At 64.3% G+C, this 22,875-nt stretch carries 20 protein-coding genes; 14 read left to right on the top strand and 6 right to left on the bottom strand.

Features of this window, described 5'->3' with window-relative positions; all coding sequences use genetic code 11:
- A complete protein-coding gene (locus DUPY_RS09265; protein ID WP_070247542.1) occupies positions 1-1,464 on the top strand; it encodes an FAD-dependent oxidoreductase in 1,464 nt (487 codons plus the stop codon).
- A gap of 97 nt (positions 1,465-1,561) precedes the next feature.
- Positions 1,562-1,981 carry a helix-turn-helix domain-containing protein gene (locus tag DUPY_RS09260; protein WP_229255304.1) on the top strand — a complete coding sequence of 140 codons (420 nt, stop codon included), beginning with the start codon at positions 1,562-1,564 and terminating at the stop codon, positions 1,979-1,981.
- A 9-nt stretch (positions 1,982-1,990) separates the two neighbouring features.
- On the opposite strand, the gene DUPY_RS29230 is transcribed toward DUPY_RS09260, so the two are convergent.
- Positions 1,991-2,167 (bottom strand): 2Fe-2S iron-sulfur cluster binding domain-containing protein, encoded by a 177-nt coding sequence (locus DUPY_RS29230; protein ID WP_084640633.1) that lies wholly within the window; start codon positions 2,165-2,167, stop codon positions 1,991-1,993.
- Positions 2,168-2,290: 123 nt separating this feature from the next.
- Here DUPY_RS29230 and DUPY_RS09255 point away from each other — a divergent pair, with 123 nt between their 5' ends.
- From DUPY_RS09255 to DUPY_RS29055, 3 genes are all read left to right on the top strand, one after another.
- The gene (locus tag DUPY_RS09255) at positions 2,291-3,691 is read left to right on the top strand and encodes a purine-cytosine permease family protein (RefSeq protein WP_070247540.1); all 1,401 of its coding nucleotides are present in this window, start codon (positions 2,291-2,293) and stop codon (positions 3,689-3,691) included.
- A 192-nt stretch (positions 3,692-3,883) separates the two neighbouring features.
- Positions 3,884-5,158: a methyl-accepting chemotaxis protein gene (locus DUPY_RS28360; RefSeq protein WP_084640632.1), complete on the top strand. Its 1,275-nt coding sequence runs from the start codon at positions 3,884-3,886 to the stop codon at positions 5,156-5,158.
- A 49-nt stretch (positions 5,159-5,207) separates the two neighbouring features.
- Complete coding sequence (locus tag DUPY_RS29055; RefSeq protein ID WP_267875808.1) at positions 5,208-5,459, top strand: hypothetical protein; 252 nt, start codon at positions 5,208-5,210, stop codon at positions 5,457-5,459.
- 34 nt (positions 5,460-5,493) lie between these two features.
- Here the strand turns inward: DUPY_RS29055 and DUPY_RS09240 are convergent, their stop codons facing one another.
- The 3 genes from DUPY_RS09240 to DUPY_RS09230 all read right to left on the bottom strand — a co-directional run bounded on the left by DUPY_RS09240 (position 5,494) and on the right by DUPY_RS09230 (position 10,886).
- Entirely contained in the window at positions 5,494-6,339 is an 846-nt protein-coding gene (locus DUPY_RS09240) for a helix-turn-helix transcriptional regulator (RefSeq protein ID WP_070247537.1), read from the bottom strand.
- A 560-nt stretch (positions 6,340-6,899) separates the two neighbouring features.
- Positions 6,900-8,441, bottom strand: coding sequence for a methyl-accepting chemotaxis protein (locus tag DUPY_RS09235; RefSeq protein ID WP_070247536.1), 1,542 nt, complete (start codon positions 8,439-8,441; stop codon positions 6,900-6,902).
- Positions 8,442-8,516: 75 nt separating this feature from the next.
- The gene (locus tag DUPY_RS09230; protein WP_070247535.1) at positions 8,517-10,886 is read right to left on the bottom strand and encodes a bifunctional salicylyl-CoA 5-hydroxylase/oxidoreductase; all 2,370 of its coding nucleotides are present in this window, start codon (positions 10,884-10,886) and stop codon (positions 8,517-8,519) included.
- Between the two features lie 244 nt (positions 10,887-11,130).
- Between DUPY_RS09230 and DUPY_RS09225 the strand changes: the two genes are divergently transcribed.
- Entirely contained in the window at positions 11,131-11,580 is a 450-nt protein-coding gene (locus DUPY_RS09225) for an acyl-CoA thioesterase (protein WP_229255303.1), read from the top strand.
- Positions 11,581-11,635: 55 nt separating this feature from the next.
- Here the strand turns inward: DUPY_RS09225 and DUPY_RS09220 are convergent, their stop codons facing one another.
- A complete protein-coding gene (locus DUPY_RS09220; protein ID WP_167359056.1) occupies positions 11,636-12,046 on the bottom strand; it encodes a transposase in 411 nt (136 codons plus the stop codon).
- A gap of 68 nt (positions 12,047-12,114) precedes the next feature.
- Entirely contained in the window at positions 12,115-13,017 is a 903-nt protein-coding gene (locus tag DUPY_RS09215; RefSeq protein ID WP_070247533.1) for a LysR family transcriptional regulator, read from the bottom strand.
- A gap of 149 nt (positions 13,018-13,166) precedes the next feature.
- Here DUPY_RS09215 and DUPY_RS09210 point away from each other — a divergent pair, with 149 nt between their 5' ends.
- From DUPY_RS09210 to DUPY_RS09175, 8 genes are read left to right on the top strand one after another with little or no spacing between them, the layout of a single operon-like run.
- Positions 13,167-15,446: a thiamine pyrophosphate-dependent enzyme gene (locus tag DUPY_RS09210; RefSeq protein ID WP_070247532.1), complete on the top strand. Its 2,280-nt coding sequence runs from the start codon at positions 13,167-13,169 to the stop codon at positions 15,444-15,446.
- Between the two features lie 4 nt (positions 15,447-15,450).
- Positions 15,451-17,040, top strand: coding sequence for an indolepyruvate oxidoreductase subunit beta family protein (locus DUPY_RS09205; RefSeq protein WP_084640640.1), 1,590 nt, complete (start codon positions 15,451-15,453; stop codon positions 17,038-17,040).
- Between the two features lie 22 nt (positions 17,041-17,062).
- Complete coding sequence (locus tag DUPY_RS09200) at positions 17,063-18,115, top strand: carbon-nitrogen hydrolase family protein (RefSeq protein WP_070247531.1); 1,053 nt, start codon at positions 17,063-17,065, stop codon at positions 18,113-18,115.
- Complete coding sequence (locus DUPY_RS09195; protein WP_070247530.1) at positions 18,108-19,217, top strand: cupin domain-containing protein; 1,110 nt, start codon at positions 18,108-18,110, stop codon at positions 19,215-19,217. The genes DUPY_RS09200 and DUPY_RS09195 overlap by 8 nt, the downstream gene beginning before the upstream one ends.
- A gap of 25 nt (positions 19,218-19,242) precedes the next feature.
- On the top strand, positions 19,243-20,151 hold the full coding sequence (locus DUPY_RS09190; protein WP_070247529.1) for a fumarylacetoacetate hydrolase family protein: 909 nt from the start codon (positions 19,243-19,245) through the stop codon (positions 20,149-20,151).
- A gap of 1 nt (position 20,152) precedes the next feature.
- Entirely contained in the window at positions 20,153-20,929 is a 777-nt protein-coding gene (locus DUPY_RS09185) for a maleate cis-trans isomerase family protein (RefSeq protein WP_275531533.1), read from the top strand.
- Position 20,930: 1 nt separating this feature from the next.
- A complete protein-coding gene (locus DUPY_RS09180) occupies positions 20,931-21,521 on the top strand; it encodes a flavodoxin family protein (RefSeq protein WP_070247528.1) in 591 nt (196 codons plus the stop codon).
- 28 nt (positions 21,522-21,549) lie between these two features.
- On the top strand, positions 21,550-22,842 hold the full coding sequence (locus DUPY_RS09175) for an MFS transporter (RefSeq protein WP_070247527.1): 1,293 nt from the start codon (positions 21,550-21,552) through the stop codon (positions 22,840-22,842).
- Positions 22,843-22,875: the final 33 nt, after the last annotated feature.

The following is a 22,875-nucleotide window of genomic DNA, read 5'->3' as shown; positions in this document are numbered from 1 at the left end:
ATGAGCCCCGCAGAATCGCCAGAGACCCCGCCCTTCGACCTGATCGTGGTTGGCGCCGGCCCGGCCGGCCTGTCGGCCGCGCTGGACGCCGCCGACCATGGCCTGCGCGTGGTTGTCATCGACGAACAGTATGCGCCCGGCGGGCAGATTTTCCGTCAGCCACCGGCCACCTTCAGCCATCCCGCCGCCGCGCCGGCCTATCCCTTCGGCGCTGACCTGCTGCAGCGGGCGCGCGCCGACCAGCGTATCGACTGGCGCTATGGTCAGACGGCGTGGGGCGTGTTCCGCGACACTGACCGTGAGGGCTTGCGCCTGGGCGTTGCCAGCGCCGAACAGGCCGAACTGATCGCGGGCAAGGCCTTGCTGATCGCCACCGGCGCGTACGACCTGCCGGTGGCGTTTCCGGGCTGGACCCTGCCTGGCGTGATGAGCGCAGGTGGTGTGCAAACCTTGCTCAAAAGCCAGTTCCTGCGCCCCGGCAGCCGCTTCGTGCTGGCTGGCTCGCATCCGCTGCTGCTGCTGGTGGCCGACCTGCTGCTCAAAGCCGGCGCCGAGGTGGCGGAAGTGGCCATCGCCCGGCCGCGGCCCGGGGTGCGCGAACTGCTGGCCAGCTGGCGCGCCGTGCCCGGCCACGTCGGCCTGATGCTGCAGATGGCGCGCGCGCTGTGGAATCTGAAGCGCCACCGGGTGCCGCTGCGCTTTTCCACGTTGATCCAGTCCGCCGCCGGCGGGGAGGCGGTCAACAGCGTCACCCTGGCCGGGGTCGACGCCGACTGGAAAGCGCTGCCCGGTAGCGAGCGCACGCTGGCCGCCGATACGCTGGTGATCGGCTACGGCCTGCTGGCCTCGACCGAACTGGCGCGCCAGGCCGGCTGCGCTGTCGATTACCGCGAGGCGGCCGGCGGCTGGGTCGTAGTCCGCGACGCCGCCATGCGCAGCAGTGTGCGTGGCGTTTGGGTGGCGGGCGAACCTGGCGGTATCGGCGGCGCCGAAATGGCGCACCTGGAAGGCCGGCTGGCGGCGCTCGATATCGCGCGCGCACTGGGCTTTATCGCCACGCCAGCGCCACAGCAGGCCGATGCGGCGCTGTCCAGGCTGCAGCAGGCGCTGCGCCGCGCCCATCATTTCAGCGACGTGGTGTTGCGTTTCTTCGCGCCCAACATGGTGGCGCTGGCGCGCCTGGCCAGCGGCGACACCCTGATTTGCCGCTGCGAAGAAGTGGGCGCCGATACCGTGCGCGAGTTTTTAAGCGCGAATCCCCATGTCGGCGATATCAATAGCGTCAAACTGGCCTGCCGCACCGGCATGGGCATGTGCCAGGGCCGCTACTGCCAGCATACCAGCGCGCAGATCCTCGCCGAAGCCACCGGCAAGCCGGTCGACTGCCTCGGTCATTTCACCGCCCGCGCGCCCGTCAAGCCGGTCTCCGTCATCAGCCTGGCCAAGCTGCGGCTGCCGCACTGATCCGGCACAGGCAGGGAAACGGCGCTGATTCGAGCATCATCCGGGTCCCCGGCAGGTTACCGCTGGCGCCCGTCACCCGTGTTTTATGGAGGCTTTCATGCAAACCATCGGTGCATCAATCGATCTCGCACGCGTCGATCAAGGCTGCGTATTCCACGCTGACGAAAAGGTCGGCCCACACCTGCAGGCGGCCAGCGCCGCCAGGCGCCTCGATGCACTGGAGCGCTACATGCGCGCCAAGCTGTGCGCGCCGGTAGCGCTGGCCGACCTGGCGCACGCGGCGGGCACCAGTGTGCGCAGCCTCAATATCCTGTGCAACCGGCACCACGGCGTCTCGCCGATGGAATTGCTGCGCAACCTGCGCCTTGACGCCGCCCACGCGCAACTGGCGGCGCGACCGGAGACCAGCGTGGCCGAGCTCGCGCTGACCTTTGGCTTCGGGCATCCGGGGCGGTTTGCGGGGTATTACAAGTTACGGTTCGGGCAGTTGCCGAAGCACGCGGGGGCATTCTGGTAACCGATCGCGTTACCCAGGCAAGTGCTGTGAATCGCGGGCGATGGTGACCGAATGGTGCAATACGCGGGTAATGCACGTACTGCAGATGCCTTGCTCGCATGACACGGGAATATCGATTCCGTGTTCCCCCTGCCATCTCCGAATTGACAAGTTATCTGTCGGACTAATCCTGCTTCTAAATGCCATTTATTTGACTAATATTTCCCTCGATCACATACTGGATTTTGGTGTATGAGACCGAATTAAGCGCGCTCAAAGCCTGAGTCCTGGCCTGATCGGTTTAAGAAAATAACGAAATAGGAGATAACAATGGCAGTGCAGACATTACAGAGCAACAAGGAAGATCATGCTCTGGAGAGCGTTCCTAGCGGGGAACGACAGAACTGGCTCACCTTGAGCTGGAATACGGCGGGCATCGCCACCACCCTGGTGCAGTTGTTTTTCGGTGCCTTGATCACCTTCGTTGCCGGCTTTCAGATCGCCATGCTCGCTGGCCTGTTCGTCACCTGCGTCGGCGCTTTGATGGGCTGGTTGACCGGGCATGTGGCGTACAAGACGGGATTGTCGAGCACGGTTATGGCCCGCTATTTCGGCTTCGGCAATCAAGGTTCGGTCATCGCGTCGCTGATCTTCTCTTTCATGATTATCGGATTCCTGGCACTGGAAAACGCCCTGTTGTACAAGGGCCTGATTTTCTATTTCGGGGTGGAGGACACGCTGGTCATGAAAGTGATCATCTACGGGATCCTCACCGTGTGCTGGATTTTGCTGACCGCTTATGGTTTTGCCCTGGTGTCGAAGGTTTCTTCCATCACGCTGATTGCCTTTTTGTTGGTCCTGGTGTACATGACAGCGCGGGTGATGGAGCAATCGACGGCCGATGTCGGCACGCTGATGTCGTTTACTTCCCAGTTTCCCGCCGATGTCCTGAAGTCGATGGGCGCCGACAGCGATCTCGGTAAATTCATCTTTGCCGTCAACATCCTGATTGGTTCGGCCGGCGCCCTGGCGTTGGTCGATGCCGACATCGGCCGTTATGCAAAAAGCTCGTCGCAAATCGGCATCGCCGCCTTGATCGGCAACATCGCCATGGACGTGGTGATGGTGGGCATCGGCGGGGTGTTCATGTACGCCGGCGTGCCGGCCCTGGTCGAGTTCTATGTCGCCAAGGGCATGGCCCCCGACGTGGCGCACAAGATGGTGCTCGAGAGCCCCGATTCCATCGCCGCCGCCTTCATCGTGTTCGGTGGCGTCATCGGCAGCCTGCTCATGGTGCTGGCGCAGGGCAAGGCGCAAGTACTCAACACCTATAGCGCCTCGCTGTCGTTGTCGAATTTTTTCGACGCCACCGTCGGCTGGCGTCCGGGGCGCGTCACGTTCGTCATCCTGGCGAACATCATCGGCCTGGTCATGCTGTACGGTGAGCTGCTGGCGCTGGTGAATGCCTGGATCACGCTGCTCGGCGTGCTGACTACCTGTGTCAGCGCCATCATTATCTGCGACTTCTTCTTCTTCGCCGACCGCAGCGCCGCGCTCAAGCAGGGAGTCCAGTCCGTCAATTGGGCCGGCGTGATCACGACCATTGTCGCAACGGTGCTTGCGCACTATGTGCTCAAGGCCCATTTGCCGGTCGAATTCTTCACCGCCCTGGTTGCTTGCCTGGTCCTGTATCCGGTATTGCGTGCGTTCGTGTTTCGCCGCCCGCGCTGAGCCGGCGCCTTACGTCGCGCAATGAAGCAATTGCATGCGCCGCAACGTGACGTTGCGGCGCTACCAATCATGTGTGAGCTCGACCGATAAGCAGACGGGAAAACTGCATGCGATCGTGGCCGCGGCCGGGGTAGCGCAACTGCACGCTTCCCGGCTTTCGGCATCCTGTCGTCATTTTATCTTGGAACATCCATGTTCAATCATTTGACCATCCGTACGCGGCTTGTTGCTGGACTCGTGGTAACCGTCGCGCTATTTTTAGTCGCCGGTATGCTGACTTTATGGCAGTTGCAACAGGCTAACGCCAATTTGAATTTGGTAGTGAACGAAAACAATAGAAAGCTGTATCTGACACAGAGCCTGGCGGATTTACTTCATGTCGGCGTGGAATCGACAATGATTACGATGATCACCAATGACAGCGCGGCGGTCAAGGCGGCAGTGCAGGCGGGCGGTCAAGCGTATACGGTCTATAAAAAAGAGATCGAGGAGTTGCGCGTGTTGAGCCTCGACGATCCTGAAGGCAGTCGGCAGGTAAAGGGATTGCTCGAATGGACGCAGGCCCGGTCCGGCCCGGATTTCGATCGATTTATTGAACTGATCAATCAAGGCCAGCGCGACGAGGCTAGCGCCTGGTTGATTTCAAGGGCCAAGCCGGCCATGGCGGAGCTGCAGGCCAGGCTTAAAAAATTGGTGCAATACCAGTCGGATGAGAACCTGAAACTGCGTGACACGACGCAGAATAATTATCAGCTGGCGAAGCGCATCAGCGGCGGGGCGTTCCTGCTGGCGCTGATCAGCGGTGTCGTGGCGGCGGTGACCTCGTTGAGAGTGCTGCACAAGGAACTGGGCGCCGAACCGCGCGATTTGGCCCGCTATGCTGCGCAGATCGCGGCTGGCGATCTCGGCGAGCAGATCACGGTGCGGCCAGGCGATCGTGTCAGCGTGATGTCTAACATTGCGCGCATGCATGGCAGTTTGGCCGGCATTGTCGCGGGTGTGCGCGGTGCCAGTGACAACCTGGCCAGCGCCTCGGCAGAAATTGCCCAGGGCTCACTTGATCTCTCCAGTCGTACGGAACAGCAGGCCTGCGCGCTGGAAGAAACCACGGCATCAATGGATGAGCTTGGTAAAACGGTGGGTGACAACACCGAGAACGCCCGGAGCGCGAACCAGTTGGCGCAGACCGCCTGTTCCGTGGCAATTCGTGGTGGCGATGTGGTGGGACAAGTGGTGACCACCATGCAAAGCATCTCGGATTTCAGCCGCCAGATCGGCGATATTATCGGGGTCATCGATGGGATTGCCTTCCAGACCAATATCCTCGCGCTCAACGCCGCAGTGGAGGCGGCGCGCGCCGGCGAGCAGGGGCGTGGCTTTGCCGTGGTGGCGACGGAAGTGCGTTCGCTGGCCGGACGTAGCAGCGAGGCGGCCAAGGAAATTAAAAACATGATTACCCAAAAATAGGGAACAGGTCGCGCGTGGCGCCGTGCTGGCGGGGCAGGCGGGCGGCGCCATGCAGGAAACCGTCGACGCCATCAAACGCGTCGGCGACATCGTCGAGGAGATCAACGCGGCGACGCTGACGCAAAGTCATACCATCCGCCAGGTCAGCGGCGCCATCAGCCAAATGGACCAGATGACGCAACAAAACGCTGCGTTGGTGGAAGAGACGGCCGCCGCCTCGGCCAGCCAGCGCGCGCAGGCCGAGCAATTGGTACAGGCTGTCTCGGTGTTCAAGCTTGCGCCAGGCCGCTCCGCAAGGTAAGGGGAGGCGAAGGTAATCCTGGCATCGAACCAGGCTAGGATTGCCGAAGTCGCCCTGGCGTCACGCCGAAACGCTTGCAAAATGTGCTGGTCATATGCGCTTGGCTTGAGAAGCCAACGCAATAGGATATCTCGGCCAGGGATGACATGGTGTTGGTGATCAGTTGATGCGCCCGCGACACGCGCCGGTCCAGTATGTACTGATGCGGCGAGTAGCCGAGCATGGCGGTGAAAGCGTGAGCGAAGTAAAAGCCGCTCAGGCCGGTCGCCTCCTGCGCCAGGGTTGCGACCGACAGCGAGGTCGAAAGATTGTCGTTGATGAACTCAAGCGCGGTGCGGATTTGATGCGGGGTGAGCTGATAACGACAGGAACGGCGGCGCGTATCGGCGCATTGCAAAATGCGGCCGGCCGCATTGTGAACGAACTCGGACGCAAACAGGCCGACGTCGCGGTCGCGTTGCAAAAACATCCGGCGCAGCTGCCGCGCCTGGGCATACACCGTCGTGTCAAGCATGTTAAAGGCAAATCTTGGCGCCGCGCCGACGATACCGGCTTCCTCCATGAAACGGTCGAAATATTTTGGATCGATCGATGCCAGAACGAAGTCGATCGGTTGTTCCTTCTTGACTTCGAGCGCGGATCCGGCGCCGACGAAATAGAGCGCTCCCGAGAAGACGATGTCACTCGACCAGCGCGCGGAATTGAAGCGCGTGCGCACGATGCCCGGTGTCAGCTCAACCCCCATCATGTGGTGATTGACTTCGAGCTGTTCTTCTACCTGGTGCGCCGCGCAATAGAAAATGGTGCCGTAATCGTACGCAATCTGCCACGGTGTTTGCGAGAAGGGTGCTGCATCCTCTTCTTCTGCGTGTACGCGCATGGAACGCAGCCCATGAACGGGCACCGAGGCAAGCGTAGATGGGCTTGGTTGAATTTCCGAAGGCTGATTTGGCTGATGCACGGAACCTCGCTGACGCCACCTCAAGATGCCATGTCCGCCAACAATGGCGGACCTGGTTTATGAGCGAGACGAATAAATTTCTTTAAGAAACTACGGGTAAGCGAAACCTGTCGGTCTGCCTGCAAAGCGTTGCAACGTTGTTCAGTAAGATGCAAAGATGTCCTCAAAGATAGTATTCGCAGGGGCGGTATAGGTCAAATAGATAAATATTATTGACCGCATGAATATCACGGATACGGCCGGGGCTTGACCTCGACAAGGTCTCGACATACTCGTTGATTGCCGCTCCGGCGTTGGCCCGTCTGCCTTACTTTCGATGATGAATCATCTCATTGTTTAAACTCCCCCACAAGTTCTGCGTCGGCGCATCGCCGAGTAAGTTCCTTTTCCGCAACATCAATGTCTGCTTGACATACAGCGCGGCCAGCTTGCGCTAGTCATGGGCGCCATATCGGCATGATGCGTTCGACCCTCCCGGTTTATGAATGAAACACCGCCAACGTATTGTTCAGTGCCCAGGATTGCCCGGTCAGCTCGGCCGCGGTGGCCGATAGCTCTTCGACATGGGCGGCATTGCGCTGGGTCGCTTCGTCTATGTTCGCCACCGCCTGGTGCAACTGGGCGATGCCGTCGCTTTGCTCTGCCGAGGCGATGGCGATCTGGCCGCCCAGGTCCGAGACGACATGCGCGGCCTGCACCACTTCGCGCAAGGTCAGCGTGGCTTGCGCGCCGAGGCGCCTGGCCTCGGCGATCTGCTCCGTCTCACTCTTGATGAGGATGCCGATCTGCTGTGCTGCTGCCGCGCTGCGCTGCGCCAGGTTGCGCACTTCCGCCGCCACCACGGCGAAGCCGCGCCCCTCCTGGCCGGCCCGGGCCGCTTCCACCGCCGCGTTCAGTGCCAGCACATTGGTCTGGAACGCCACGCCGTCGATCACATCGATGAATTCGGCGATTCCGGCCGCGCCTGCGGCCATTTGCTCGATCTGGACAGCCAGCAATTGCACGGCATCGCTACCACGCGTGGCCAGCGCCACGGTCGCGCCTGCCAGCCGTGTCGCCTCGCCGGCGCCGGCGGCGTTTTGTCTTACCGTGTCAGCCAGTTCGGCCATCGTCGCGGCCGCCTGTTGCAACGCGGCCGCTTGCTGTTCGGTCTGGCCCGACAGGCTGCGGTTGCCTTCGTCGATCGCCCGTGCGGCGGCGGCGACCGAGGCGCTGCCAGCGCCAACCTGGCGCACCACTTCGCGCAGGCTTTGTTGCATGATGCTGAGGCTGGCGGCAAGACCATCGAGGGCGCCACGCGGTGGCGCCTTCACTGGCAGGCCCAGGTCGCCAGCGCTAAGCTTGCGACACAGCGCGTGCGCCGGAAGCAAGTGCTGCAGAGCGCATCGCAGGCGCCAGGCGGCGCCCAACTGGGCGGCGAACAGCAGCGCCGCCAGCGACGCGGCGACCGCGCCGGAGTAGGGCAGCGCCGCCAGGCAAAGCAGCCCGGCTGCGGCACAGGCCATCACCATGGTCGAGCGCGCGGCCAGTGTCGGACGGGCGATGCGGTCGAGGCAGCCGGCCAGGCCGGTGCGCTGCAGCGCGCCGCCATGCAGGCGCAAGCCGCGCGCACGACCGCTCTTGCGCAGGAGCGTGTAGAAGGCGGCGGTCCGGTGCAGCAAGGCCGGTTCGGGCCGGGTGCGCACGGTGGTGTAGCCGAGCAGGCGGCCATTGGCCAACATGGGCGAGATGGTCGCCTGCACCCAAAAAAAGCCGCCGCCTTTGCGCCGGTGTTTCATGATGCCAGACCAGATCCCACCACCCTTGAGTGTCTTCCAGATATCGGCGAAGACGGCGTCCGGCATGTCGGGATGGCGGAACAGATCGTTGGTCGCGCCCAGTAATTCGGCTTCGCTGAAGCCGCTAACGTCGAGGAATGTCCGGTTGACATAACTGATCTTGCTCGCGGCGTCGGTACGGGAAATCAAAAACTGGTCTGCCAACAAGGGAACTTCGACATCGACCGGGGACTTGGCAGGCACGGGAACTCCGATTGCGGCACCCGGACCGGCCGCTGCGGCAGCGACGGTCCGGGCCACCTGGGTGGGTGAAGCGGCTTAGGCTGGCAGGATGCTGGCCCGCTTGAGGTTGATCTCGAACTGTTGTCGAGCCACCTCGTAGGCCGCCGGCCATGGCTGCTGGCGGTAGTCCAGCGCAGCGGCTGCACGCAGCGTCCAGGCCGGGTCGGCCAGGTGCGGCCGGCCGATGGCGCACAGGTCGGCACGGCCTGAGGCAATGATGCTGTTGACGTGGTCGGCCTCGAAGATGGCGCCGACGGCGATGGTCGGCACGCCCGCCTCGTTGCGGATGCGGTCGGCGAACGGCGTCTGGTACATGCGCCCGTACACCGGCTTCTGGTGTTCGCTGACCTCGCCCGAGGAACAATCGATCAGGTCGACGCCAGCGTCCTTGAAGCTGCGCGCGATGGCCACTGCGTCGTCGGGCGTGATGCCGCCCTCGACCCAGTCGTGCGCCGAAATGCGCACCGAGATCGGCTTGTCCTGCGGCCAGGCGCGGCGCACGGCGGCAAATACCTGCAACGGCAAGCGCAGGCGGTTTTCCAGGCTGCCGCCGTATTCGTCGTCGCGCTGGTTGGTCAGCGGCGAAATAAAGCTCGACAGCAGATTGCCGTGGCCGCATTGCAGCTCGAGCCAGTCGAAGCCGGCGGCGGCGGCGCGTTCGGCGGCGGCCGCGAAGTCCTGGCAGAGGCGCGCCATGTCGCTGCGGTCCATCGGCTTGGGCAGTGCAGAGACGCCGGCGTGATAGGGCAGCGCCGAGGCAGCCAGCAGCGGCCAGTTGCCGTCGCCAAGCGGCTGGCCACCGTCGCCGGGCTCGGTCGCGCCGCGGGGACCGGCGTGTCCCAGTTGCAAGCCCATTTTGGCGGAAGAATTGGCGTGGGCGAAATCGACGATGCGGGCGAATGCCTGTTGCTGGGCGTCGTTCCACAGGCCCGGGCAGGCCGGCGTCGTCAAGCCATCCGGCGACACTGCCGTCATTTCCACCATCACCATGCCGGCGCCGCCCAGCGCGCGGGCGCCCAGGTGCACCAGGTGGAAGTCGCCCGGCACGCCTTCGCTGCACGAGTAGGTCAGCATCGGCGACACCACCACGCGGTTTTGCAAGGTGGTGCCGCGCAGCGTATAGGGTGTAAACATCGGTGGTACCGGTGCCGCCGATGTCGCCTGTGGCGCCATGCCGGAGCGCTCTGCCAGCCAGTTTTCCAGGCCGGCGACGTAGTCGGGGTCGCGCACGCGCAGGTTTTCGTGCGAGATGCGCTGCGAGCGCGTCAACATCGAATAGGCGAACTGCTCCGGCTCCAGCGCAGCGTAGCGCGACACGTTCTCGAACCATTCGGTCGAGTTGCGTGCGGCGTTTTGTATCTTCAGCACCTCGACGCTGCGCACGGCGTCGTAGCGCTTCAGCGCCGCCTGCATCACGTCGATCGGCGGCGCGGCTGCGTCGGCCTGTGGCTGGTTATAGGCGTCCAGGCAGCGGCTCAGTTCGATGGCATCCTCCAACGCCAGCTTGGTGCCGGAGCCGATTGAGAAGTGCGCGGTGTGGGCGGCATCGCCCATCAGGATCACCGGTACCTGGCGGGTTCCGGTCGCTGTGGCCAGTTCGTTCCAGTGCACCCAGCTCTGGCAGATTACGCGCGGGAAGCGGATCCAGTTGGCTGAGCCGCGCAGGTGGGTGGCGTTGCTGATCAGCGGCTGGCCGTCGAGCCACGGGGCGAACAGGCGCTCGCAATAGGCCACACCGTCGGCCTGCGACATGTCTTCGATGCCGGCGGCGCGCCAGACTTCCTCCGGCGCCTCGACGATGAAGGTCGAGGTGTCGGCGTCGAAGCGGTAGGCATGGGCCTGGAACCAGCCATGTTTGGTCTCGGCAAAAGCGAAGGTAAACGCGTCGAACAGCTTGCGCGTGCCGAGCCAGACGAAGCGGCAACGACGCAGGTCGATGTCGGGCTCAAAGGTCTCGGCATAGCGGGTGCGCACCCGGCTGTTCAAGCCGTCCGAGGCGATCACCAGGTCGGCGTCGTATTCCAGCGCCAGGGCCTGGTCGTCGCTGACGTCGGTTTCGAATACCAGCTTCACGCCCAGCGCCTCGCAGCGCGACTGCAGGATGTTGAGCAGGCGCTTGCGTCCGATGCCGATGAAGCCGTGGCCGCCGGAAGTGATGGTGCGGCCCTTGAAATGCACGTCGATGTCATCCCAGCGGTTGAAAGCGGCGTAGATGGTCTCGGCGCTGACCGGATCGGCCTGGCGCAGATTGTCCATGGTCGCATCGGAGAAGACCACGCCCCAGCCGAAGGTATCGTAGGGGCGGTTGCGTTCGACCACAGTGATCTCGTGGGCTGGATTGCGCAGCTTCATCAACAGGCTGAAATACAGGCCGGCAGGTCCGCCACCTATGCAGAGAATCTTCATTTTTCTACCTCGTTTCCAGTTATCTAAATACTTTAAGCTTCAAATATATTGGATAAAAATTTGTGCCACAAGAAAAAAACCATTGCGCATCGCAGAAATAAGGAGGGTCGATTTGCACTATGTTTATGGCCGATTTGACGTTGCGCCCAGCCCAATTTATGCTGTCCAAATTACCGGGTGCGGGCCTTGCCGCGCGCGTCGGCGCCGCTCCCGTGTCCCCATCATTTACTGCCAAGGTCGAACCATGAACATGCCTGTTACCGCCCAGCCCAATCTGTTCCGCCAGACGCGCAAGGTGCGTTTTTCACACTGCGATCCGGCTGGCATGGTGTTTTTTCCGCGCTACCTGGTGCAGTTGAACGACCTGGTGGAGGACTGGTTCGACGAGGCGCTCGGGATCAACTATGCCGAGTTCATCACGACGCGCAAGTTCGGCCTGCCCACCGTCAAGCTGGACTGCTCGTTCCAGTCGCCCGGCGTCTTTGGCAGCGAGATCGAGTGGCAGTTGTCAGTGGAGCGGATTGGCAATTCTTCAATCGGTCTGATGGTGCGCGGCGTCGACGGCGACCAGCTCCGCTTTGAATTGCACAGCGTGTTGGTGGCGACCTCGGTGCACCAGGGTGGCGCGATGGCGCTGCCAGAGGATCTGCGCGCAGCGCTGCTGCGTTTCCGCGGAACCCAGGCGGCAGAGTAGGACACCCGGGTCAGGCTGTTGCGCGGCGGCTGCGGCGTCGCGCCATAGAGTAAATTCAGCCCATCAAGGCGCTGTAGAAGGTGGCGCGCAGCGGCGCTACGCCGTCGCTCTGGTCGCTTGCGGCGACAGCCTTGGTGCAGTCCATCACGCGCCCGCCTGCTGCCAGGCGCTGCGTCATCGCATGCCAGGTGCCGTCGGCCAGCCAGCGCTCGAAGTGGCGCCGGCAGGTGCTCGGCGACGGATAGTGCGGCGGCAGCGTCAGCCAGCCGGCGCCGCTCCACAATATCCACAGCGCGGCGTTGACCATGGCGCGCGGCGCTGCGCGGGGCCGGCCGCGCTGGGGGGCACCGCCGTCGCCGGCATGGTGCAAGGCGGAGACCAGGCGCCATTCTTCGTCGTTGAGTTCCCTGAACGCGGTCGCGCCGGACCGATCGATTGCCGCTTGAGTGCTGCCTGCCTTATTCATGATGAACGACTCCTTCAAAGTCATTGTGGGTGCCTGCGCGCGACGCGCTATCCGATAGCGGCGCTGGATCAGGTGGACAGGGTTTCGATCAGCAGCTTGCGCAGCCAGCGATTTGCCTGGCTCTCGTCGAAGTCTGCATGCCAGTGCACGGTCACCTCGACCTCCGGTATCGCCACGGGGAGCTCGAAGATCGAGAAGTGGCGTCCGTTGTTGAGGTTTTGCGCCGCCCGGCGCGGCAAGGTCACCGCCCAGTCGGTACGCTGGAGCAGTTGCGGCACCACGCTGAAATGCGGTATCTGCAACACGATGTTGCGGTGGATGTTGTGTTCGCGCAAAAAATCTTCGATCAGCCGGTGGCTGTTGTCGGCCGAGGCCACGAACACGTGCGCCATGGCCGTGTATTCCGCGACCGTTAACTTGCGCCGGGTCTCGCCGGCCCGCTTGCGGCTGATGCAGACGTAGGCTTCGTGGAACAGCGCATGCCACTGGGTAGCCGGTTTCAGCGTCGGCAGGTTGCCGACCGCAAGGTCGACCCGGCCGCTGCGCAACGCTTCCTCGATCTGCCCCAGCGGCAACTGGCTGACTTCCAGGCGCACATGCGGCGCTACCTCGAGCAGCCGCTCGCACACGGGCGGCAGGAACACCATCTCGCCGATGTCCGACATCGTCAGGTGGAAGGTGCGGGTGCTGGTGGCCGGATCAAAATCCTCGCCGTGGCGCAGCGCGTCCTGGATCGCCGACATGGCGCGCCGGATCGGCTCGCGCAGCGCCAGCGCCGCGGAAGTCGGTTGCATGGTGTTGCCCGACCGTACGAACAGGGGATCGTTGAACATCGCCCGCAACCGTCCCAGCGCGTAACTGACACCTGGTTGCGACAGGCGCAGGCGGTTGCCCGCCTGGGTCAGGCTTTGCTCTTCGGCGATCGCGTGGAACACGCGCAGCAAGTTCAGGTCGGCTTCAAGGATATCCATGCTACCTATTCTCCATAGTTTATTTATTTATTTGACTGATATTCTAACCCGCCAATACACTCGGTCACAAGGTGTATTCAAGCCCGTTCAACCGCCCTTCAAGAAAGGCGGAGACGGAGGGGATCAGGTTTATTCAGCGGGAGATATTCGTGGCAGAAAGATCATTTAAGAAAGAAGTGCAGAAACTGCGCGCCAAGGAGGGCGAAGTCTTTGCCGGAGAAGGCATCCTGGCCGTTACCAAGGCCTTGCTGCAATCGGGCGTGTCGTATGTGGCCGGCTATCAAGGCTCGCCGATCTCGCATTTGATGGATGTGCTGGCGGACGCCAGCGACATCATGGAAGAGCTGGGCGTGCACTTCGAGAGCAGCGCCAGCGAGGCAACGGCGGCGGCGACGCTGGCGGCGTCGGTGAATTACCCGCTGCGCGGCGCCATCACCTTCAAGGCCACGGCCGGCACCAACGTTGCCTCGGACCCGCTGTCGAACCTGTCGTCGGGCGGCGTCACCGGCGGCGCCCTGATCATCGTCGGCGAAGACTATGGCGAAGGTTCCAGCATCATGCAGGAGCGTTCGCACGCGTTTGCCATGAAGTCGCAGATGTGGCTGCTTGATCCGCGGCCGAACCTGCCGTCGATCGTCCGTGCCGTCGAAAAAAGCTTCGAGCTGTCGGAGGCGAGCAACACCCCGGTGATGCTGCAGATGCGCATCCGCGCCTGCCACATGCATGGCCATTTCATCGCCCGCGACAATGTGCGTCCCGCCTTCACGCTGGCCGACGCCATGAACAAGCCGTCGCGCGATATCAGCCGCATCGTCCTGCCACCTGCCAGCTTCGTCCACGAAGACGAAAAGATCAACAAGCGCTGGCCGGCGGCGGTGGAGTTCATCCGCCGCGAGCAGCTCAACGAGTTCTTCGGCGATCCCGACGGCGCCGACGGCCTGGTGATCCAGGGCGGCATGTACAACACGGTCATCCGCGCATTGCAACTGATCGGCCTGGCCGATGTGGAAGGCAATACCGAAGTGCCGCTGTATGTGATGAACGTCGCCTACCCGCTGATCGACGAGGAATTGCGCGGCTTCTGCCAGGGCAAGGCGGCGGTGCTGATGATCGAGGAGGGCCAGCCGGAGTTCATCGAGCAGGAGGTTAATACCAGCCTGCGCCGCGTCGACATGCAGACCCGCGTGCACGGCAAGGACTTCCTGCCGCGCGTGGGCGATTACACGACGACGGTGGTGCTGAAGGCGCTGGTCAAGTTCTTCGACCGCTACCGGCCCGAACTGGCGGTGCGCGAGCGCCTGCCGGAAGGCGTGCGCGCCGCGCTGGCGCCACGCCCGCTGACGATTCCGGTGCGCGTGGCCAGCGCCGCCGAGATGGCGTCGGCGGCGCCGTCGCAGGCGTCCGCACCGGTTGCAGCTCTTGCGCCAGTGCCAGTGAAAGTAACGGCGCCGGTCGCCATGGAAGTACTGGACCCGGTGATGGACGTGCATGCACGGCCGCCGTCGTTCTGTACCGGTTGCCCGGAGCGGCCGATCTTTACCGCGATGAAGCTGGTGCAGCGCGAAATCGGCGCCCACCATATCAGCTGCGACATCGGCTGCCACCTGTTTTCGATCCTGCCGCCGTTCAACCTCGGCGCCACCACCATGGGCTACGGCCTGGGCTGGGCCGGCGCCTCGGCCTTCAACACCACTGAAACCTCGCGCCGCACCATCAGCATCATGGGCGATGGCGGCTTCTGGCACAACGGCCTGACCAGCGGCGTCGGCAACGCGGTGTTCAACAAGAGCGACAACGTGCTCGTCATCATCGACAACGGCTATTCGGCCGCGACCGGTGGCCAGGACATCCTGTCGTCGAAGGCCGAGAATGATCATCGCATCACCAACCTGCCGATCGAGAAGGCGGTGCGCGGCGTCGGTGTCGAGTGGGTCCGCGTGATTACCAACACCTATGGCATCGCCACCATGCGCGATACGCTGCGCGAGGCGCTGACCACCAAGGTCAGCGGTCCGAAGGTGATCATTGCCCAGTCCGAGTGCATGCTCAACAAGCAGCGCCGCGTCAAGCCGCTGATGCGCAAGCTCGCCGGCGAGGGCAAGCGCGTGGTGCGCGAACGCTTCGGTGTCGATTCCGACACCTGCACTGGCGACCACTCCTGCATCCGCCTGTCCGGTTGCCCCTCGCTGTCGGTCAAGGACAACCCCGATCCGCTGCGGCGCGACCCGGTCGCCACCGTGCTCGATAGCTGCGTCGGCTGCGGCGTGTGCGGCGAAGTGGCGCACGCGGCCGTTCTTTGTCCGTCCTTCTATCGCGCCCAGATCATCAGCAATCCGACCCGCCTCGACAAGCTCAGCAAGCGCGTCGCCACGGCCGTGATCGGCTTCCTGCAACGGCGCCTTGCCACCCGGGAGTTGAGCCATGCATAACACCATGCCAAACCAGACTACCTTCACCGAAGCCCGTTACGCGGGCGAGTCCGCCAAGCCGGCGCCCCAGGTGCGGCCGATCTGCATCGCCATCCTCGCCATGGGCGGCGAGGGCGGCGGTGTGTTGGCCGACTGGATCGTCGACCTTGCCGAGCAGCAGGGCTATCCGGCGCAGAGCACTTCGGTGCCCGGCGTGGCCCAGCGCACCGGCACCACCATCTACTATGTCGAGTTCCTGCCGCAGGCGGCGTCGGCCAACGGCCACGCGCCAGCGCCGGTGCTGTCGCTGATGCCGGTGCCGGGCGACGTCGACATCGTGGTCGCCTCCGAGCTGATGGAAATGGGGCGCGCCGTGCAGCGCGGCCTGGTCAGCCCCGGCGAGACCACCCTGGTCGCGTCCACCAACCGGGTCTATTCGATGACCGAGAAGAGCGCGATGGGCGACGGCCGCGTCGATCCCGCGCCCTTTATCGCGGCGGCGCAAAAGGCGGCCAAGCGTTTCGTCTACGGCGATTTCGCCGTGCTGGCCGAGCGCAACGGCAGCGTCATCAGCGCGGCCCTGTTCGGCGCGCTGGCCGGCACCGGCGCCTTGCCCTTCAGCCGCGAGCAGTTCGAAGCGGCGATCCGCCGCGCCGGCGTTGGCGTCGACAGCAGCCTGAAAGCCTTCGGCGCCGGCTTCGACCTGGCGCAAAATGGCCCGGCCCCGCAGACCCCGGCAGCGCGTCCGGCGGTTGTCGAGCGCACCCAGGGCCTGCTCAAGGCGATGGATGAGCGCATCGCCGCCGAGTTCCCGGCGGTGGCCGGCACGGTCCTGAAGGCCGCCGTGCGGCGCCTGGCCGACTACCAGAGCCTGGCTTATGCCGAGCTCTACCTGAAACGGCTGGCGCCGCTGCGCGACATCGACCAGCGGCGCGGCGACAGCAACGCGCCGCTGCTGGTCGAGACCGCGCGCTACCTGGCGCTGTGGATGTCGTACGAGGACACGGTGCGGGTGGCGGACCTGAAAATCCGCGCCACCCGCTTCGAGCGCGTCAACAAGGAAGTCAAGGCCAAGGCCGACCAGGTCTTGCACATCAACGAGTATTTCCATCCGCGCCTCGACGAGATCGCCGACACCTTGCCGGTCTGGCTGGGCACATTGCTGATGCGTCCGGGCGCGCTGCGCAACGCTCTGGAACGCGCTACCAGCAAGGGGCGCGTGGTGCGCACCACCTCGCTGCGCGGCTTCCTGCTGCTGTACGGCGTGGCGGCGCTGCGCGGCACCCGGCCGAAGTCGCTGCGCTACCAGCGCGAACACGCGGAAATGTGCAACTGGCTCGCGCATATCGAGCAGAACGCCGGCTCGCACTACGCGATGGCGCTGGAAATCGCCGAATGTCAGCGCCTGGTGAAGGGCTACGGCGATACCCACGCGCGCGGCATGCGCAATTTCAAGCTGATCGAGGGATTGCTGCCGAAACTGCTGGCTAATGACGACGGCGTCAGCCGCATCCGGCAATTGCGCGAGGCGGCCCTGAAGGACGAGGAGGGCGTGCAGCTGGCCACCTTGCTGCAGGGCTGGAACTGGTCCGACGCCACGCTGGCGGCGCACTAAAAAACTTTTTGGAGGAAATACCATGCTTGAATTACCGAAGTTCATCGCCGCGGCGGTGCAGGCCGCGCCGGTGTTCCTGGACACGGCGGCGACCGTCGACAAGGCGGTCTCGCTGATCCACCAGGCCGCTGCCGGCGGCGCCCGCCTGGTGGCCTTCCCCGAAGTGTTCATCGCCGGCTACCCGTACTGGAGCTGGATCATGACGCCGCTCGAGGGCAGCGCCTGGTTCGAACGGCTGTACCGCAGCGCCATCCTGGTGCCGGGGCCGGAAGTGGACGCCCTGTGCAGCGCCGCGCGCAAGGCCAACATCAATGTCGTCATCGGCGTCAACGAGCGCGCCGCGCACAGCCTGGGAACCATCTACAACACCGTGCTGACGATCGGCGCCGACGGCCGCCTGCTGGGCCGCCACCGCAAGCTGGTGCCGACCTGGGCGGAAAAACTGACCTGGGCGCCGGGCGACGCCAGCGGCCTCAAGGTGCATCAGACCGACATCGGTCCGCTGGGCGCGCTGGCCTGCGGCGAGAACACCAATACGCTGGCGCGCTACGCGCTGCTGGCGCAGGGCGAGCTGGTCCACGTGGCCAACTATATCTCGCTGCCGGTGGCGCCGCCCGACTACGACATGGCCGAGGCCATCAAGGTGCGGGCGATGGCGCACAGCTTCGAGGGCAAGGTATTTACCGTGGTCTCTTGCTCGACGGTGTCGGAGGAAATCATCGCCGCGATGGAGCGCGCCAAGCCGGGCGTGCGTGCTTTGCTCGAACGCAAGAACAGCGCGTTCTCGGCCATCATCGGCCCCGACGGCCGCGTCGTTGGCGAACCGCTGCTCGACGAAGAGGGCATCGTCTACGGCGAAATCGACCTGGGACGCTGCATCCAGCTCAAGCAGATGCACGACATCGTTGGCCACTACAACCGCTTCGACATTTTCGAGCTGAAGGTCAACACTGCGCCGCAGCGCCCGATCACCCTGTACGGCGCCGCGCCTGCCAGCAGCGAGGCCGGCCGCGCGCACCCCGATGAAACCGACGGCGCCGCCGCCGACTTGCAAGCAGGAGAACGTCATGCGTGAAAATATGATCGGCCGGGCCAACGTCGAGGACACCCCTGAACTGCAGGAATATTACCGCCAGCTGGCGCAGCACGAGGCCGGCGCGCTGTGGACCGTGGCCAACAAGATCGAGCCGTGGTTCCCGAAATCGTCGTCGCAAGCGACGCTGTGGCGCTACCGCGACCTGCGCGAACTGGTGTTGCGCTCGGTCGACCTGGTGACGCCAGAGCAGGCCGGCCGGCGCGTCGTGATGCTGACCAATCCGGGCCGGCGCGACGTCAGCGCCAGCGTCGGCTGGCTGTATTCCGGGCTGCAGGTGATGCGGCCCGGCGAGGAGGCCAGCGCGCACTGCCATTCTGCTTCGGCGCTGCGCTTCATCATGGAAGGCGCCGGCGCCTACACGGTGGTCGACGGCCACAAGATGACGCTCAACGCGCGCGACTTCGTGCTGACGCCGAACGGCACCTGGCACCAGCACGGGGTCGAGGAGTCCGGTGAGTGGTGCGTGTGGCAGGACGGCCTCGACATCCCGCTGGTCAACGCCCTGGAGGCCAATTTTTACGCCGTGCATCCGGACCTGGTGCAAAAGCCCACCTTCCCGGTGGACGATTCGACGCTGACCTTCGGCGGCCCCGGCCTGATGCCCGTCAATTTCAAGTGGGACAAGCCGTATTCGCCGCTGTTCAAGTACCAGTGGGACGCCACCTACGAGGCGCTGCAGAACTACGCCAGGGTCAGCGACGGCTCACCCTACGACGGCATTATCCAGCAGTTCGTCAACCCGGTGACGGGCGGGCCGGTCATGCCGACCATGGGCGCCAGCATGCAGATGCTGCGCCCGGGCGAACACACCAGGGCGCACCGCCACACCGGCAGCGTGATGTACCAGGTGGCCAAGGGCAGCGGCTATTCCATCGTCGGCGGCAAACGCCTCGACTGGCAGGAGAAGGACATCTTCTGCGTGCCTTCGTGGGAAGTGCACGAGCACGCCAACGGCTCGGCCAGCGAGGACGCCTGCCTGTTTTCCTTCAACGATTTTCCCGTCATGCGTGCGCTCGGCCTGTATCGCGAAGAGGCATGGGACGACAACGGCGGCCACCAGCGTGTGACAGCGCAACAGTAGTTCAATCAAAAGAAAAGAGAACAACATGAAACTGATTACCTTCCAGACCCGTAAGCTGCAGACCCGCCTTGGCGCACTGGTCGATGGCTTTGCCATCGATATCGAGCGCCTGGGCGCCGCCGCCGGCGTCACGCTGCCCGACAATATGCTCGACTTCATCGACGCCGCGCCGGCCTCGCTCGATCGCACCCGCGAGCTGGTCAGCAAGTTCGCCGGCAACTGGCCGGTAGGCGTGGCCACGCCGGCAGCCAATGTGCGCCTGCTGGCGCCGATTCCGCGTCCGCGCAAGAACATCTTCGGCATCGGACTGAACTACGTCGAGCACGTCGCCGAGTCGGCCCGCACGCTCGACACCTCGTCCGATCTGCCCAAACAACCGGTGGTGTTCTCCAAGCCGCCAACCAGCGTGATCGGCCCTGGCGACGCCATCGAACACAACGCCAAGATCACCCAGCAGCTGGACTGGGAAGTCGAGCTGGCCGTGGTCATGGGCGCCACTTGCCGCCGCGTCAGCCAGGAAAACGCCATGGATGCCGTGTTCGGGTACACCGTCATCAACGACGTCAGCGCGCGCGACTGCCGCCGCGCCGGTCAATGGATCTTCTCCAAGGGCCAGGACACGTTCGCGCCGATGGGCCCGTGCATCGTCACCGCCGACGAAGTGACCGATCCGCACAACCTCGACCTGTGGCTGAAAGTTAACGGCCAGATCAAGCAGCAGTCGAATACCCGCCACCTGCTCTTCAACATCCCGACCCTGATCGCCGACATCAGCTCGGCCATCACCCTGGAGCCGGGCGACATCATCGCCACCGGCACGCCGTCGGGTGTGGGCGCCGGCCGCAGTCCGCAGGAGTGGCTGTGGCCCGGCGACGTGGTGGAACTGGGTGTCGAGTCGATCGGCGAGCTGCGCAACCCTGTCGTGGCGGTGTGAGATGACGACCAATATGAACCAGCAAGCCGCCAAGCGCTTCCGTATCGGCCAGATCGTGCCCAGTTCGAACACCACGATGGAAACCGAGATCCCGGCGATGCTGCGCGCGCGCGAATTGATCCTGCCTGAGCGCTTCACCTTCCATTCCAGCCGCATGCGCATGAAAAAGGTCACCAAGGAGGAACTGGAGGCGATGGACCGCGACTCCGACCGCTGCGCCGACGAGCTCTCCGACGCCCGCGTCGACGTGATGGGCTATGCCTGCCTGGTCGCCATCATGAGCATGGGCACCGGCTACCACCGCCAGTCGGAGCAGCGTTTGCATGCGCGCACGGTGCAAAACGGTGGCGCCGCGCCGGTGGTGAGCAGCGCCGGCGCGCTGATCGAGGGTTTGCACGCGATGGGCGCCAAGCGCGTCTCGGTGATCTGCCCCTACATGAAGCCGCTGACCAAGCTGGTGGTCGATTACATCGAGAGCGAGGAGATCCACGTGCACGACTACTGTGCGCTGGAGATCCCCGACAACCTCGAAGTGGGCGCGCGCGACCCGCTGGCGTTGCTGGACATCTACAAGAACGTCTCGCTGCAGGGCATCGACGCGCTGGTGATTTCGGCCTGCGTGCAGATGCCGTCGCTGGCCGCGGTGCCGCTGGTCGAGGCGCAGGCCGGCATCCCGGTGGTGTCGGCAGCGGTGTGCACGACCTGGAAAATGCTCACCATGCTGGGCCTGGAAACCCGGGTGCCGGACGCCGGCAGCTTGCTGACCGGGCGTTACTGAGATGGCCGCGCCGGACTGCGGTGGCATCCGCGTCGCCGTGATTTTCCATAGCGGCGAGGGACACACCGCAACCCTGGCGCAGGCGGTGTTGCGCGGGGTCGAGGAGAGCGGCGCGAACGGCGAGCTGTTCGACGCCGCCACGGCGATCCTGCGCATGCAGGAGTTGCAGCGCTTCGACGCCCTGGTGTTCGGTTCGCCGACCTACATGGGCAGCGTGTCGGCCGGCTTCAAGGCCTTCATGGAAGAGAGCCGGTTGGCGCGCGGCCAGTGGCGCGACAAGCTGGCCGCCGGCTTCACCAACTCGGCCAGCCAGAGTGGGGACAAGCTCAACACCCTGGTGCAACTGGCGATTTTCGCCGCCCAGCACGGCATGCTGTGGGTCAGCCTCGGGCTGCGGGCGGGCAACAACTCGACCCAGGGCAGCGTCGATGATCTGAACCGGCTGGGCAGCTTCCTCGGCGCGATGGCGCAGTCGAATGTCGACCAGGGCGCCGAACAGGCGCCGCCGGAAAGCGACCGCGCCACGGCATTCTGCCTGGGCCAGCGGGTTGCCACGGTGGCGCGGCAAATGCGCTACGGGGTGACGCAATAAGAAAGTTGGAGCGCATGGGAGACATGGAATGCAAACAATTAAAAAGACCACGGATGTTCCTGCCAGAACCACCTACCTGACCCTGTTTTTATGCTGGCTCGGGATTTTTGCGGAAGGCTATGACGTCGGCGTCATCGGCGCGATCCTGCCGTCGTTGTCGGTGGACCCGGCGTGGCAGCTTACCCCGCTGCAACTTGGCGCGTTCGGCGCCTACACCATCGTCGGCATGCTGGTCGGCGGGCTGGTGATCGCCACCATGAGCGACGTCTACGGGCGCAAACCGATGTTTGTCGGCTGCCTCGCGCTGTTTACGCTGAGCATGGTCGGTGTCGCCATGGCGCCGACGCCGCTGTGGTTCGGCGTCAGCCGCTTACTGGGCGGCCTGGGCCTGGGCGGCATCATTCCGATCGCTGCCGCCTTGACCACCGAGTATTCGCCGGCGTCGCGCAAGAGCTTCAACTATGGCCTGATGTATTCGGGCTACTCGCTGGGCATCTTCGCCGCCGCGCTGACGGCAAAAGGCTTGCTGCCGATCTATGGCTGGCGCGGCGTGGTGGCCGTCGGCGTGTTTCCACTGTTCTTTATCCCCTTGATCGTCTGGTTGCTGCCGGAATCGATCGAGTTCCTGCGCGCCAGGGGACTGCACCAGCGCGCCAGGGCCCTGGCCACCCGGCTGGGCGTCGCCGGTAGCCACGGCGGTGCGTCCAGGATTGCGACGCAGTTGGGCTGGCGCCCGGGCGTGAAGGAAATTTTCGCCCGGCCCAACATCTTCGCCACCGCCTGTTTCTGGGTGGCGCTGTTCATGGGCCTGCTGCTGGTGTGCGGCCTGACGCAATGGCTGCCGCAAATCATGCGCAAGAGTGGCTACGACCTCGGCGACAGCCTGTCGTTCCTGGCGGTCTTCAGTTTCGCCTCGGCGGTCGGCGGTATTTTGCTCGGCCGCATTGCCGACGCCTTCGGCGTGCGCGCCGTGGTCGCGGGGTCGTACCTGCTTGGCGCCGCCGGCATCGCGGCGCTGGCCTTCAGTGGATCGCTGTGGACCAACTACGCGCTGGTGGCGGTCGCCGGCTTCGGCAGCGTGTCGGCGTCGCTGATCCTGACCGCCTACCTGGCCAACTACGTGGCGCCGTTTGCCCGCGCCACCGCTACCGGCTGGGCCTTGAGCTTCGGCCGCATCGGCGCGCTGTGCGGCCCCTTGCTGGGCGGCTTCATTGCCAGCCTCGCCATCGGGTCGCACTGGAACTTTTATGGCTTCTCGATTGCCGCCTTGATCGCGGCCGGCGCCGTGTTGATGATACCTGCGCGCACCCCCGCGAAATAAGAGCGGTCAACAAAACCACCATAGCGGCGTTGC

It is taken from the genome of Duganella phyllosphaerae, assembly GCF_001758785.1.
Taxonomy (GTDB): domain Bacteria; phylum Pseudomonadota; class Gammaproteobacteria; order Burkholderiales; family Burkholderiaceae_D; genus Rugamonas; species Rugamonas phyllosphaerae.
Note: the sequence above shows the minus strand (reverse complement) of the source record. Positions and strands in the feature narration are given on the sequence as shown.